The sequence below is a fragment of the Alkalihalobacillus sp. R86527 genome (assembly GCF_042466185.1).
Lineage (GTDB): Bacteria > Bacillota > Bacilli > Bacillales > Guptibacillaceae > Guptibacillus.
This window is the reverse complement of sequence record NZ_JAXHBW010000001.1, coordinates 3725713-3740306: the sequence shown is the minus strand read 5'-3', so window position 1 is coordinate 3740306 and position 14594 is coordinate 3725713. Positions and strand designations below refer to the sequence as shown.

The 14594-nt window shown below is 41.2% G+C and carries 14 protein-coding genes and 2 riboswitches; of the genes, 11 read left to right on the top strand and 3 right to left on the bottom strand.

Annotated features, from left to right (window positions below):
• The first annotated feature begins 1 nt into the window (after window position 1).
• From groL to SJY16_RS19505, 7 genes are all read left to right on the top strand, one after another.
• Window positions 2–1645, top strand: a complete 1644-nt coding sequence (gene groL, locus SJY16_RS19535; RefSeq protein WP_377891843.1) for a chaperonin GroEL — start codon at window positions 2–4, stop codon at window positions 1643–1645.
• 380 nt (window positions 1646–2025) lie between these two features.
• A complete protein-coding gene (locus SJY16_RS19530) occupies window positions 2026–2403 on the top strand; it encodes a hypothetical protein (RefSeq protein ID WP_377891842.1) in 378 nt (125 codons plus the stop codon).
• 24 nt (window positions 2404–2427) lie between these two features.
• Window positions 2428–2634 (top strand): DUF3221 domain-containing protein, encoded by a 207-nt coding sequence (locus SJY16_RS19525; RefSeq protein WP_377892350.1) that lies wholly within the window; start codon window positions 2428–2430, stop codon window positions 2632–2634.
• A gap of 213 nt (window positions 2635–2847) precedes the next feature.
• Window positions 2848–3759 (top strand): DUF4030 domain-containing protein, encoded by a 912-nt coding sequence (locus SJY16_RS19520; protein ID WP_377891839.1) that lies wholly within the window; start codon window positions 2848–2850, stop codon window positions 3757–3759.
• Window positions 3760–4207: 448 nt separating this feature from the next.
• A complete protein-coding gene (locus tag SJY16_RS19515) occupies window positions 4208–5209 on the top strand; it encodes an ATP-binding cassette domain-containing protein (protein ID WP_377891838.1) in 1002 nt (333 codons plus the stop codon).
• Window positions 5206–6033 (top strand): ABC transporter permease, encoded by an 828-nt coding sequence (locus SJY16_RS19510; protein WP_377891835.1) that lies wholly within the window; start codon window positions 5206–5208, stop codon window positions 6031–6033. The genes SJY16_RS19515 and SJY16_RS19510 overlap by 4 nt, the downstream gene beginning before the upstream one ends.
• Window positions 6034–6480: 447 nt before the next feature.
• A complete protein-coding gene (locus SJY16_RS19505; protein ID WP_377891833.1) occupies window positions 6481–7911 on the top strand; it encodes a polysaccharide deacetylase family protein in 1431 nt (476 codons plus the stop codon).
• A gap of 45 nt (window positions 7912–7956) precedes the next feature.
• Here the strand turns inward: SJY16_RS19505 and ssuE are convergent, their stop codons facing one another.
• Window positions 7957–8487: an NADPH-dependent FMN reductase gene (ssuE, locus tag SJY16_RS19500; protein WP_377891831.1), complete on the bottom strand. Its 531-nt coding sequence runs from the start codon at window positions 8485–8487 to the stop codon at window positions 7957–7959.
• Between the two features lie 38 nt (window positions 8488–8525).
• Window positions 8526–9668 (bottom strand): acyl-CoA dehydrogenase family protein, encoded by a 1143-nt coding sequence (locus SJY16_RS19495; RefSeq protein ID WP_377891828.1) that lies wholly within the window; start codon window positions 9666–9668, stop codon window positions 8526–8528.
• Between the two features lie 84 nt (window positions 9669–9752).
• Window positions 9753–9858, bottom strand: a riboswitch (SAM riboswitch).
• Window positions 9859–9999: 141 nt separating this feature from the next.
• Window positions 10000–10101: riboswitch (SAM riboswitch) on the top strand.
• Window positions 10102–10184: 83 nt separating this feature from the next.
• On the opposite strand from SJY16_RS19495, the gene SJY16_RS19490 reads away from it, so the two are divergent.
• The 4 genes from SJY16_RS19490 to SJY16_RS19475 are packed head-to-tail and all read left to right on the top strand — an operon-like array spanning window position 10185 to window position 14074.
• Entirely contained in the window at window positions 10185–11573 is a 1389-nt protein-coding gene (locus SJY16_RS19490) for an LLM class flavin-dependent oxidoreductase (RefSeq protein ID WP_377891826.1), read from the top strand.
• On the top strand, window positions 11570–12598 hold the full coding sequence (locus SJY16_RS19485; protein ID WP_377891824.1) for a methionine ABC transporter ATP-binding protein: 1029 nt from the start codon (window positions 11570–11572) through the stop codon (window positions 12596–12598). Before SJY16_RS19490 ends, SJY16_RS19485 begins: the two co-directional genes overlap by 4 nt.
• Complete coding sequence (locus SJY16_RS19480; protein ID WP_377891821.1) at window positions 12567–13229, top strand: methionine ABC transporter permease; 663 nt, start codon at window positions 12567–12569, stop codon at window positions 13227–13229. The genes SJY16_RS19485 and SJY16_RS19480 overlap by 32 nt, the downstream gene beginning before the upstream one ends.
• Before the next feature lie 17 nt (window positions 13230–13246).
• A complete protein-coding gene (locus tag SJY16_RS19475) occupies window positions 13247–14074 on the top strand; it encodes a MetQ/NlpA family ABC transporter substrate-binding protein (RefSeq protein WP_377891818.1) in 828 nt (275 codons plus the stop codon).
• 88 nt (window positions 14075–14162) lie between these two features.
• Here SJY16_RS19475 and SJY16_RS19470 read toward each other — a convergent pair whose 3' ends face one another.
• Window positions 14163–14516, bottom strand: coding sequence for a DUF488 domain-containing protein (locus tag SJY16_RS19470; protein WP_377891816.1), 354 nt, complete (start codon window positions 14514–14516; stop codon window positions 14163–14165).
• Window positions 14517–14594 lie beyond the last annotated feature (78 nt).

Here is a 14594-nt window from a genome sequence, read left to right as displayed (position 1 = left end):
AATGGCTAAAGATATTAAGTTTAGTGAAGAAGCCCGTCGCTCAATGCTTCGCGGTGTTGATTCTCTTGCAAACGCAGTAAAAGTTACACTCGGTCCAAAAGGACGTAACGTGGTACTTGAGAAGAAGTTCGGTTCTCCTCTTATCACAAATGATGGCGTAACAATCGCGAAAGAAATTGAACTTGAAGATGCATTCGAAAACATGGGTGCTAAGCTTGTAGCAGAAGTAGCAAGCAAGACGAACGACGTTGCTGGTGACGGTACAACAACTGCAACAGTTCTTGCACAAGCGATGGTTCGTGAAGGACTTAAGAACGTTGCTTCCGGTGCTAACCCAATGGTTATCCGTAAAGGAATCGAAAAAGCAACGAAAGCGGCTGTAGCAGAGCTTCAGAAAATTTCTAAGCCGATCGAAGGCAAAGAGTCAATCGCACAGGTTGCGTCGATCTCTGCTGCTGACGAAGAAGTAGGTCAATTGATTGCTGAAGCAATGGAGCGCGTTGGAAACGACGGCGTTATCACTGTTGAAGAATCAAAAGGATTTGCTACTGAGCTTGAAGTAGTAGAAGGTATGCAGTTCGACCGCGGATATGCATCTCCATATATGGTTACAGACTCCGATAAGATGGAAGCTGTTCTAGAAGATCCATATATCCTTATCACTGATAAGAAGATCGCAAGCATTCAAGATGTACTACCAGTACTTGAGCAAGTTGTTCAGCAAGGTAAACCACTTCTTATGATTGCTGAAGACGTTGAAGGTGAAGCTCTTGCAACACTCGTTGTGAACAAGCTTCGTGGAACGTTCAACGCAGTAGCTGTTAAAGCTCCTGGCTTCGGTGACCGTCGTAAAGCAATGCTTGAAGACATTGGTACCCTAACTGGTGCTGAAGTGATCACTGAAGATCTTGGTCTAGATCTTAAACAAGCAAACATCACTCAGCTTGGCCGCGCTTCTAAAGTTGTTGTAACGAAAGAAAACACAACAATCGTTGAAGGTTCTGGCGAAACTGACAAGATCGCTGCTCGTGTTAACCAAATCAAAGCTCAGCTAGAAGAAACAACGTCTGAGTTCGATAAGGAAAAGCTTCAGGAGCGTCTTGCTAAACTTGCTGGCGGCGTAGCTGTCATCAAAGTTGGTGCTGCAACTGAAACGGAATTGAAAGAACGTAAACTACGCATCGAGGATGCTCTTAACTCAACTCGCGCTGCAGTTGAAGAAGGAATCGTATCCGGTGGTGGTACTGCTCTCGTTAACGTTGTGAAGGCAGTTCAAGCTGTTGAAGCATCTGGCGACGAAGCAACAGGCGTTAAGATCGTTCTTCGCGCACTAGAAGAGCCAATCCGTCAGATCTCTCACAACGCTGGTCTTGAAGGATCTGTCGTTGTTGAGCGCCTGAAAGGCGAGAAGATCGGTATCGGCTTCAACGCTCTTACTGGTGAGTGGGTAAACATGGTAGACGCTGGTATCGTTGACCCTACAAAAGTTACACGTTCAGCTCTACAAAATGCTGCATCTGTATCTGCTATGCTTCTTACGACTGAAGCTGTTATCGCTGATAAGCCTGAGGAAAACGAAGGCGGCGGTGGCATGCCTGACATGAGCGGCATGGGCGGTATGGGTGGAATGGGCGGCATGATGTAATAACGCCCAAAACCCTTTAGTGAAGGGGTTTAATACCTTATGTAATCCGTGATTGACATACTTTTTGTCATTCAAAAAATAAAATATCCTATTTTAGTTAGCCTCTCATTAGTTCACTGAACTTTTGAGAGGTTTTTTCATTTATTATTTTCTATGGGCTAAACCCAATTGGTGCCATAATGGTGTTTATTTTGATTTTAAGAAAAGCACTTTCCTTGGTTTGATGTAGGTTTAGGCTAATAACTTTTGGAATGATTGTTAAAAGTGAGCAGGACGATTATCTCGAAATTGAGTCTTCAAGTATAGGGCAGGATTGTTGAATAACAAAAATTAACATAGAGTTAATAATTGGACATACCCTCTAATAGGAGGTGTTCAATTTGAAAAAAAGTATCATTGGTCTTGGTGTAATTGTCTGCCTAGCTGTTTGTGCGTACTTTGTTTTTACTTACAATTCCGAAGAAAAAGTAGCTTTGCCTGATAGTACACAAGTTGTTGACCATGAGAGTATAAACAGGGAAATGTCTCTAATTACAATGGAGGTAATGGAAGGATTAAAAGGTAACGATGTAGTGGGAGATATTACTACAGATTATCAAAAATCTGTAACGATTCAAACTTCTATAAAAAGTTCTGACAAGAATGCTGATGCTTTAAAAAGTGACATAGAGGAAACAGTAAATGAAATTTTAAAGTCGGAAGAACTTAAATCCGTGTCTAAAGTTGATTCATATAAAGTTATAGTAGACTTCAAATGAAAAGAAGTTGAAGAGAATGCAGGTATTATTGGCTATGTAGTAGAACGTGAAGGTAATAAAGTCCTTATTATTGAAGCAGAAAACAAAAATACATCTATTTGGCTTTCGGGTGCACCAGAAGAAATTAGAATTGGTCAAGAAATCAAAGTTAATTACGATGGGGTTGTTTTCTTTTCGAATCCTGCTCAAGCAGAGTTAGGTGATTATGAAATAATTCGTAAAGTTCAATAAAGAAATAAAAGGTTAAGAACTAAAAAATGCCGTTTATATATTCAAATACTTACTCCAGAATATGGGGAGCGTTGATCTAAAAAAAGATTACGCTTTTTTTGTTTAAGTTAATATCAGGGTGGTTTAATGGAAAAACCCGGGAAAAATAATGAAACAACAAAAATTAACATAGTGCTTGAATTTGGACATACCCTCTAATAGGAGGTGTTCAATTTGAAAAAAAGACTTACTGGTCTTATTGTAATTGTCTGTATTGCTGTTTGTGCATATCTTGTTTTTAATTACAATTCTGATAAAAAAACAAGTTTGTATGAAAATGAACAAAGCCTAGATTCCCTAGAACGGATTTCTGAAGATAAAGATAATGTGGTTGATGTTATTTCAGAAGAACTAAGAGCAAAAGGTTTCAACACAACTGGATTGGGTGTTTCATTCCCTGATAAGATAATTGATATACGTATCGGAGGTTCACAAAAGTATGTTGATTCCGTTAAAGGTGATATTGAAAAAATAGTTAAAGACATTTTACAGTCCAAAAATTATGATGCCTATACATTCAAGGTGAGTAGGGATAAGGAACATAAGTTTGAAATGGATGGGAAAGTAGAGAAGGATCTGAATGAATTTAATATTATCTCTACTGCAATTACTGAAGAGCTAAGAAAATTAGATTACACCATAGAATCATTAGGGATGAGCTATGATCCAAAAACTATCGAATTAGAAATCCCTAATAGCGAGGATAGAATCGATGAGATAAAGCAAGTAATTAGTAATATTCTTAAAGTAAATAATCTAGACTCCATTTCGTTGAAAATAACGAAAGTTGACATAAACAGTAAAGATCTAGATGAGAGGTGGGCAGAGATATTAAGCATAGTTAGTGAAGATTTATTAGGGAAAAAGGATTACAAAGTTAAAAAGGTAGGATATTCTGTTAACCCTGAACCTAAACTCCAAATGTATATCGATTTACCTAGTACAGGTGAAAATTCAAAGAACTTCGCTCAACAACTTGAAAAAGTGATTGATGATTTCCTGAAATCAGAAAAAATGAAACCAATAGTTAATAATGATCCATACCAAATTACGATCTATAGTAAGGACGAGAAAATTATAAATTAATTTGACCCATTCGGGAATCGTTATTCTCTTTTGAATAGGTACTTGGTTACATACAGAAAATAGTTATAAAAGGTCCACTTCAAATAAATAATACTATTCAATTAAAGGGAGCAATTTTTCAATAAGAGCAATCGCTTTTTTACTATCTGGCAGCATTCCGATTATGAAGAAATATCGTATTTCACCAAAAAATGAACTTTTGGTATGATAGATATGTCCTTTAGCTGGTCTGCACTAAGGACATATTCATATACCAGGTGGCCACGAAATGAATTATAATCAAAATACAAAGCTTGCTCTAATAACTTCGCAAACTCTATCCCGGCATTGAATTCACCCCTTGGGATTCTCTAGAGGTAAGAGTAGGAGGTCCCTTTGGCAACCGAAATGTATTTTAAGAACTCTTAAATTAATGGGAATACTATCATTAAGGTGTACATAATTTCACTTGAAATTTGTTTATAAAAAAAAGCAGAGGGTGAACAAAGTGACGAATGAATATGCTATAGAAGCTAAAGGACTTGTCAAAGTGTTCGGGGATCAACGTGCGGTGGACGGTGTCGATCTTTCGATTCCAAAAGGGATGGTCTACGGGTTTCTGGGGCCTAATGGAGCAGGTAAGACGACAACGATTCGTATGCTTGCCACATTGCTGCAGCCGGATGGAGGAGAAGCTCACATTTTCGGTCATGATATTGTTTCAGAGGCAGGGAAGGTCCGGGAGCACATTAGTTTAACAGGGCAGTATGCTTCCATAGATGAGGATTTAACCGGTGTGGAAAACCTCGTTATTCTTTCAAAGCTGGCCGGCTATTCCCGCAAGGAAGCAAAAGAGCGGGCCAAAGAACTGCTTGTTGCTTTTGGTCTCGGGGAAGCAGCTAAAAAACAAGTGAAAAACTATTCTGGAGGAATGCGGCGCCGGATTGATATAGCGGCAAGCCTTATTTCTACCCCGGATCTTCTTTTTCTGGATGAACCTACAACAGGCCTTGATCCCCGCAGCCGAAACCAGGTTTGGGAAATTGTCAGAACTCTTGTTAAGGCAGGAACAACCGTTTTATTAACAACGCAATACTTGGAAGAAGCTGACCAGCTGGCGGATAGAATTGCGGTAATCAACCACGGGAAAATTATTGCAGAGGGTACGAGCAGAGAACTGAAAGCTTCGGTCGGGGCTGGAACGCTGCACGTGCAGTTGGAGAATTCAGATCATGAAGAGAAAGCGATGGCCATTCTTCAGGAGAAGCTTCAGACCTCTATACATTCATTGCCTGAGGGAGGCTCCTTGTCTGCTCAAGTAGGGGATGCTTCTCTTGTTGCTAAAGCTTTAGGGGACCTAACAAATGAAAATATACCAGTCAGTGATTTTTCCTTAGCAAAACCGAGTCTTGATGAAGTTTTCCTAACTTTAACAGGAGAGAAAACAGAAGAGAAGGAGGAGACGAAATGAGCCAGCCAAATGTCATTAAGGAAGAGCAATTGCGCCAAGCTATTACCTCTCGGAAGCGTCCTAAACGTCCGTCCGCACTGACTACTTCTTTAACCTTTTCATCAAGAGCGTTACTTAGGATAAAACATGTGCCAGAGCAGCTGTTTGATGTGACGGTGTTCCCTATCATTTTTCTACTTATGTTTACCTACCTTTTTGGCGGGGCCATCGCCGGTTCTACGAGTGAATACTTACAATTTCTCCTGCCGGGTATTCTCGTGATGACGGTCTCTCAAATCACAATGTATACGGGGATAGATTTGAATAATGATATACGTAAAGGGATTTTCGACCGTTTTCGAACGCTTCCGATATGGCTTCCTTCTGCCCTTGTTGGGGCCTTATTAGTAGATATGATCCGTTATTCCGGCGCCTCAATTATTATGCTTACGCTCGGTTTTATCCTGGGTTTTCGCCCTGAAGGAGGCTTTCTTGGTGTCATCGGGGCAATAGGCATGATTTTGATTTTTTGTTTCTGCTTATCGTGGGTTTGGACAACGCTTGGGATCATTATGAGGTCTGAGAAGTCTTTGATGATGGTCAGCTTTATGGTGCTCTTTCCACTCACTTTTGTCAGTAATGTATTTGTCGATCCGCAGACGTTACCCTCCTGGCTGGAGGGATTTGTCGATGTGAACCCTATTTCCCTGCTGGTTGATGCCGTAAGAGGCTTTATGCACGGAAATGTAACGGCTGAAGCTATCGGCTGGGTATTCCTCTCTTCGGCTGTATTTCTGATTATTTTTGCTCCGCTTACGATGTATCTATATAGAAATAAGAAGTAGTTTCCCAGTTTATTGCATTAGTCTATCCCATTTTAAAATGATGAAAATTAAAGCAAAAGTAAAAGCAGCGTTTCCTGTAAAAGGAAACGCTGTTTTTTAAGTTATTTCCTGTACCGGGGGCTTTGCTTTAATAAGCCCAATATATTACTTTATTTAATGAAGCGAAACCATGGGCGGCATGATGTAAGGCTGTCCTCACCCTTAAATGGATTTGAAACTGAATATTGACTGGATTTTGATTGTAATACTAAAAATTCTTGTCTAAGTAAGAGAGTCTCTCATTAGTTTTATACTTCTGGGAGGCTCTTTCTTTTATTAAAAACCGCTTCTTTCTTTGAGAGTGTTGCTAAGACTTTCATTTGCGTAAAGATTCAATCATTTTTTCTGGATAACATACAAGTTATACTAACTAGTGTTTAAATTCCTAACAAAAGGCGGAAATGATATATGAAACATCGTAGACGTTTGAAATGGCCAGCTTGGGTTATTCTCTTTCTATTGCTCATTGCAGCAGTATGGGGAGGTGTAACGCAATTATTTCCGAGTAAGGAAGAAGTAAAAGTAGAAGTCGATCAAGAAGATATGAGTAACTATCCAGGTCTTAATCTCCAAACGCGTACGACAGAATCAGAAACTTATACAACGTCAATCAGTGACTTGGAAACCACTAGTCAAAAGGTGAATCAATCGATCCAACAATGGATTAAGGAAAAGAAAGACTCTTTTTATAGAACCGTTGAAGAAAGGGACTTCGAGGAAAGGGCACGTGGTCACTTAAACATTCAGGTGGAAACCAAACCGTGGTCAAAAAATAAGTATAGCTTGATATTCACTTCTTATGAATACGTAGGGGGTGCAAATGGGAATGAGACGGTTATGCCCTTGGTGATTGATCTTGAGAAAGACCGAGTTTTAAAGATTGAAGACGTTCTAAAAGAAGATACTGGGGCTATGAAAAAGCTTCAAACTGAAGTGAAAAAACGATTGGAAGATAATGAAAATCTTCAAGGTTATATTCTTGAAGAAGATATGAAGAAAGCTTTATCAGATCCAGGCAGTTGGAAATGGTCTTTATCAAAAGAATGCTTAGTCATCCATTTTAATAAATATGAGGTTGCAGCCGGGGTCGCTGGAAATGTCCAGGTGAACATTCCATTAGATAAAGTCACTTCATATTTGAAAGAGGATATCATTAATGAAATGGACATCCTACAAGAACCTGAAGAGCCTGAAACCGAGAATAAACCGGATCAGGTCCAATTAGATGAGGATGGAAAATACATTGCATTAACTTTTGATGACGGCCCACACCAAACCGTAACGCCAAAAGTATTGGATATCCTTGAAAAACACAACGCCAAAGCCACCTTCTTTATGCTTGGTAGCCAGGTGGAGTACTATCCCACGATCGCTCGCCAGGTTGCGGAAGAAGGGCATGAAATAGGGAACCACACGGAGAATCACATGGACCTTTCCAATTTAGGTCCAGAGAGCATCCGAAGGGAAATTCAACAATCCAGTGATGAAATCGAGAAAGCAACTGGACAGGAGCCTCAATTAGTTCGTCCTCCTTATGGAGCGTTGAATAAGCATGTCGAAGCGGTTTCGAAACAAATGGGTACTCCTATCATCAATTGGTCAGTCGATTCATTGGATTGGCAAACGTTACAGGCATCTGCGGTTATTAAAGAAGTAGGAGAAAATGCGACTAGCGGAGCGATTGTTCTGTTGCATGACATTCATCCGAGTACAGCCGAAGCTCTTCCTGAACTACTCACTCAATTAGAACAAAGAGGATACCAATTTGTGACTGTCTCGCAATTACTTGAGATTCAAAATAAAACAAGTATCGTGCCATACTATGGGAAACTTAAATAAAGTAAGAGCTCAACTGATATGTTGAGCTCTTACTTTTTATTTTCCTTATTTCTTCAATTCTTCCACTAGCGTCTCCAAATTAACCCTCATCCGTTCCTTCGCTTCCTCATCCAACACATACATATTCCCCTCAACACGCTGAACGTGCTGGTCGATCACATACGCACCGCTAAGTAGATTCGTCGCTCCAAGTGAAGAGAGAACAGGCTTGAGGGCATAATCGATCGCGAGTAAATGCCCGAACGAACCACCAATCATCAATGGCAAAACAGCTTTTCCTTTCAAAGCTTTTTGTGGGAGAAGATCAAGATAGGTCTTCAATATCCCTGTATACGATGCCTTATAAACAGGGGTCAAAATAATCACAGCATCCGCTTTCTCTACTTTTTCATTTGCTTCTAAAATTTCAGGACTATTAAAGTTAGCGGTGATTAAATCGGTAGCGGGTAAGTCGATTACATTGATTGATTCATAGGAGATCGACTTCTCATCTAAATAACTTTCTGCATAATCTTTGATACCTTTCAATCTCGATTGCAGGGAATTTCCTCCGTAAATAAGTACAACGTTGCTCATCTTTTTTCACGCTCCTAAACTAGTGTTATAACACGTACTTAGTCATCAAACACGCTGTTTGCAAGACTATACACAATCGCATCGTCCGTCGGCGGGTTATGAAGCCCTGCTCGCACATTTCGAAAGTGCCGCTGTAATGGGTTGCTGGCAGAGAGACTTCTAGCACCGACCACACGCATCGCTAAGTCTACGACCCGGTTTGCGCTATTTGTTACGATATGCTTCACTGCTGCTAAATCAGACCCCATATTATGACGTTTATCAGGGTTTTCGCTCCATCGCTTTGCGACAGAGTAAAGAACTTCTCTCGCGTTGAATATCTCTAACTGCATTTCCCCAATCTTCCTACGTACTTCCGAGACATCTTTAATAGGTCCAGGAAGAGTGGAAGGAGAGAAGGAGGAGGCGAATTCTACCGTGTAGTCCATGGCTGACGTTGCGATGCCAAGGTACACTGCGGGAATCTGAAGATACCATCCTTTCGGGGATGCCTTGTGATTCTCCTCGATTACCAATAGATCTTCAGGTTTAACATGGACGTTATGTAGAACGAGATCATCACTCTTCGTACCTTTCATCGAGATACTATCCCACGTTTCCTCGACCTGAACACCTTTTAGCTTATGGTCGATCAGCAAATACCCTTTCTTACCGGTTTGGTCCACATCGGCGGTCACGATCGAATAATCCAGAGCCACCGCCATCGACGTAAACGATTTCCGTCCATTGATCAACCAGCCGTTTGTCGTTCTGGTAGCAGTCGTAAGAGGAATGCCTCCGCGTGAAGGACTGCCGGTCGCTTTTTCTGTTTGCGCGAGGTTTAAGAGTGCTTTTTCGTTTACGATCAACTCGCACACTTTAGAGAATACAGCTTCATCCCACGCTCTTAATTCAGCGATTTCTAATATGACGCCAAGCTGCCAGCCGAGCGATAGAGCCGTAGGACCATCACCTGATGCTAGCTGTTCTTGAACTTTCAAGAACTCGTACAGGTTAAGACCGTAGCCTCCGTATTCTTTTGGCACAGTGAGAGATAGAAAATTCTTCTCCTTTAAGTCTTCGAAATTCTCGTAAGGAAACCTTTCCTCTTCATCGTATTTGGCGGCTCTTGTTTTAAACCGTTCTACAAGTTCTTTGACGTCTTCTTCTAAGTTTGGCTGTTTTTCAGTTACGAGTGGCATCAGTATCCTCCTTTTTTTCTATACAAAAAAAGTCTACTTTCAGCTGAAAGTAGACTTAGGCTCTCCATGATTCGAACCATACAAGCTTCATCTTTCAGACAAAAAGTCTGCTGGAATGAGCACCTTGCTTAAGATAAGCGGTTGCTGCAGGATCGTTGGACCAGATTCCTCCCCTGACTCTAGATAAATGTATTAGCGCGTTAAAGAATAGAATAAAGACAAATTAATCCAATGTCAACAAGTAATTAGAAAAGAAATAATTTTTTGATATCTTGTTGACAGGTCATGAATCGGTGCTGTATATTCATCGTTAAATTCCATAAAACAAACTTTCTTATCAAGAGAGGTGGAGGGACTGGCCCTTTGAAGCCTCGGCAACAGACTCGCATGAGTACTGTGCCAATTCCAGCAAGCAATGCTTGAAGGATAAGAAAAGACAGTTGCTTTTTCAAGGCCTCTTCTTTTCTTATGAAGAGGCCTTTTTGCGTCTTAAAAAAAGAGTGGAGGTATGGAGAGATGAGTAAACAAATTATTTTAAATGCGTTTGACATGAACAGTTCGATGCACAATTCACACGGGCTATGGAAACATGCAGAGAGCAAGCGTCATCAGAGATACAAAGACTTAGACTACTGGATCGATCTTGCTAAGACGTTAGAGAAAGGGAAATTCGATGCGATTTTCTTTGCGGATGTTCTCGGTGTGTATGATGTTTATCAAAAAAGTAAAGATCCTTCGATTCGTGACGGGTTGCAAGTTCCAATCAACGATCCTGCTCTTCTTGTTCCAGCGATGGCAAGTGTCACGAATCATCTCTCATTCGCTGTAACGGTGAGTACGACATACGAAGCACCGTTTGGAAATGCCCGTAGGTTTTCGACGCTTGATCATCTAACGAAAGGGCGAGTTGCCTGGAATGTTGTGACGTCTTATTTACCGAATGCAGCACGTAACTTTGGTCTCGATAAGATGATTCGTCATGATGAACGGTATGATATCGCTCATGAGTATATGGACGTGTCCTACAAATTGTGGGAGAGCAGTTGGGAGGATGGAGCGGTTGTTGAAGATCATCAAACAGATACGCTTGTTGATCCATACAAAGTTCATGAAATCGATCATGAAGGTCACTATTTTAGTGTAGAAGGGCCTCATCTTAGTGAACCATCGCCACAACGAACGCCTGTCATCTATCAAGCTGGAACATCCGAGAAGGGACGCGAATTTGCTTCAAAGCATGCGGAGTGTGTTTTTGTTGGCGGTCCTACACCAGAGCGAATCCGGTATTATGCCGAGGATATTCGTGAGCGTGCCGTTAAGCATGGAAGAAATCCTGATAACGTAAAGATCTTCTCATTTTTAAGCGTAATTGTCGGTGAAACAACGGAGGAAGCTGAGCAGAAGTTTGAGGAATACAACAAAGTTTGGAGTGCTGACGCTGCCAAAGCACAATACGGCGCAAGTGGGTATGATGTAGCAGAATTTGAAGAAATGGACCCAGATGAACCGTTTGAATATAAGAAAACAACAGAAGGTGGTCAGTATAAAGCAGCGACGTTGACGAAGGATGCCCCGAAGAAGCTGACCGTTAGAGAAGTGTTAAATCGTTTTGAATCGATCGACCGAAATAGTGTGATCGTCGGCAATCCTGCTGAGGTAGCAGATGCGATCCAGTTTCAATTCGAAGCTTCAGGGGTGGATGGATTTAATTTAAATCATCTTGTATCACCAGGAGATTTAGAGGCGTTCGTAGAGTTAGTTGTTCCAGAATTACAGAAACGCGGGTTATATAAAGAGGAGTATGAAGAAGGCACCCTTCGTGAAAAACTGTTCGACGGAGAAGCGAGACTGCCAGATGATCATCCAGGGAAAGCCTATGCTTTTCGTAAGGAAGTCGTACGATGATTGAACTAAAAGATATTACGAAAGAGTACGGGAATAAAGAGAAGATTGTCGCTGTCGATAACGTGTCACTTAACGTTAGCCAGGGAGAAATCTTTGGGATCGTTGGGTATAGCGGTGCAGGGAAGAGTACGCTCCTTCGTTTTATAAATGTGTTGGAAAGACCTACAACAGGATCCGTTCATGTCGATGATGTCGATTTACTTTCGCTATCGAGTAAAGACCTTCGAAAAGCAAGGCAATCGATCGGCATGATATTTCAAGGGTTCTATTTGGTTACTTCAAAAACCGTCTATGAGAATGTAGCATTCGCGCTTCTGGCTGCCGGTGTGAGTAAAAAACAAATTGAGGAAAAGGTGGATCATTTGTTGAGTGTGGTGGAGCTCACTGATCAGAAAAGGAAATACCCATCACAATTGAGCGGTGGACAAAAACAGAGGGTGAGTATTGCTCGAGCGTTAGCAAACGATCCGAAGGTGTTGCTTTGCGATGAAGCGACGTCCGCACTTGATCCAAATACGACGAAATCCATTCTTTCATTGCTGAAGGATATCAATAAGAAGCTAGGAATAACGATCGTGATCATTACTCATGAAATGGAAGTGGTGAAGGAAATCTGTCATCGGTGTGCGGTGATGCGAGAAGGGAGAGTGGTTGAATCTGGTACGACGTTCGATATCTTTTCTAATCCAAAAGATGAATTAACAAAGACATTCATCCAAAACGTGCTTGAATTTCGTCTTCCAGATTCGTTGATGGAACAAGTCCAAGGCAAGCTTGTTAAACTCATGTTTCTCCGAGATCTAGCAACCGATGCGGTCGTTTCTGATATGTTACAGAGATTCAAAGTGAAAGGCAATATTCTGCATGGAAAAGTTGAATACATCCAAGATACGCCACTCGGTGTGTTCATTATGGATGTCAGTGGCGATGACACTGAAGTATATCAAGCGATTTCTTATTTAGAGAAGCGAGTAAACAACGTGGAGGTGATTAATGATGGACCACATTATCAAGCTCTTGCCTGAACTAAATGTCGCGTTCTTTGAAACGTTGATTATGGTAGGGATCGCATTGTTGTTCGCGGTGGTCATCGGTCTCCCGCTAGGTGTCATCTTGTTTATTACGGATGAAGGGTTGTTTCTAGAGAATAAATGGGTGAAGCAAGCGGTTGGCATCATCATCAATTTGATTCGTTCAGTCCCTTTCATCATCTTGCTCGTATTCTTACTACCGGTAACGAGTCTCCTATTAGGTACCACAATTGGTCCTATGGCAGCCTCTGTTTCGCTTTCCGTAGCGGCAATCCCGTTTTATGCAAGAATCGTAGAATCGGCTGCGCGTGAAATTGACAAAGGCGTCATCGAAGCTGCTGTCGCAGCGGGTGCTTCTCCGTGGATGATCATTCGGCACATCGTCTTGCCAGAGGCGAAACCTGGTTTGATTACAGGACTTACGATAACTGCCATCAGTTTGATAGGCTATTCAGCTATGGCTGGGACGATCGGCGGTGGAGGTATCGGTGACTTAGCGATTCGCTATGGGTATTACCGTTATGACGATACGGTCATGTTCACAACCGTTATCCTATTGATCGTCATTGTTCAGCTCGTTCAATATTTCGGTGATTTTATCGCCAAAACAGTAGATAAAAAATAGAGTGAGGAGTCATTTAAATGAAGAAAAATGTGTTAACGATGATCGTTCTTCTCGTGACGGTCGGATTGTTGTCAGCATGTGGAGGTCAGGGAAGTAAAGCGAGTAATGTAGAGAAAGAAGAGTTAGTTCTCGGAGGAACGATTCCTTATAGCGATATGCTAGAAAAAGGCGTCAAACCTTACCTGGAGAAGAAAGGGTACTCGGTCACGATTAAGGAATTTAATGATTATGTTCAGCCGAATCTAGCACTCAAAAGCGGCTCGATCGATGCAAATTTATATCAGCACGAAGTGTATATGAACGCATTTGCGAAAGAAAACAATATGAAGCTAAGCGGCGTGATTAGGGTGCCTACTGCTCCGATCGGCATCTACTCGAACAACTATGATTCGTTAGATGAGATCGAGAAGGGTAGTACGGTAGCGATCGCAAATGATCCTACGAATCTAGCACGAGGGTTAACAGTGCTAAGAGATAATGGGGTGATCGAATTTGATGAGGATGTTGATCCTCTTCGCGCTTCTGTAAAAGATATTACGAAAAATCCGAAAGAGCTCGTCTTTAAACCTGTTGAAGCAGCACAGTTACCGAGGACACTAGATGCCGTCGATGTATCAGCTGTGAACGGAAACTTCGCGATTGCAGCAGGAATGGATCTAAACGAAGCGATTGTAAAAGATAAGTTACCTGAAGATATTATTAATCAGGTGGTGGTCAACACGGAAGATAAAGATGCGCAATACGTTAAGGATATTGAAGAAGCAGTAAGATCTGATGAGTTTAGAAAGGTAATTGAAGAAGATTTTAAAGGATTTCATCAGCCAGAGTGGTTTAGACAAAAGTAGCGTATGGTGCTAGAAGATAGATGCTATCCATTTAGGCTCCGAGTAACCTCGGAGCCTATTGTTGTAGTTCGTAATTCCAAATAGAACTCTACTTCTCAATCATTTCCTTCAAAACAACAGCATGGTTGTGTACCGTATCTTTAGCTCCGTAAAGCAAGACAACCCTTCTATCAATCGCTATGTTCTTCAACTCATTTAGTTTTGACATTGCATTTGAGCTTTCATTAATTTCTTTTATGTATGCTTCTTTAAATGATTCGAATTTATCAGGGTCATGAGAAAACCATTTACGTAACGAAGAGCTTGGGGCAATGTCTTTCATCCATTCATCTAGGTTAGCATTTTCTTTGGAAATCCCCCTCGGCCAAACTCGGTCTATTAGCACACGATGACCTCCTAGAGGTTTTTCCTCTTCATAGATCCGTTTCAATACAATCGACACATGGATCACCTTTCTTCTAAAAACATGATTGTGATATCAAATAAAGAATGTATAGGCTTACTATTCCCTATTATACGT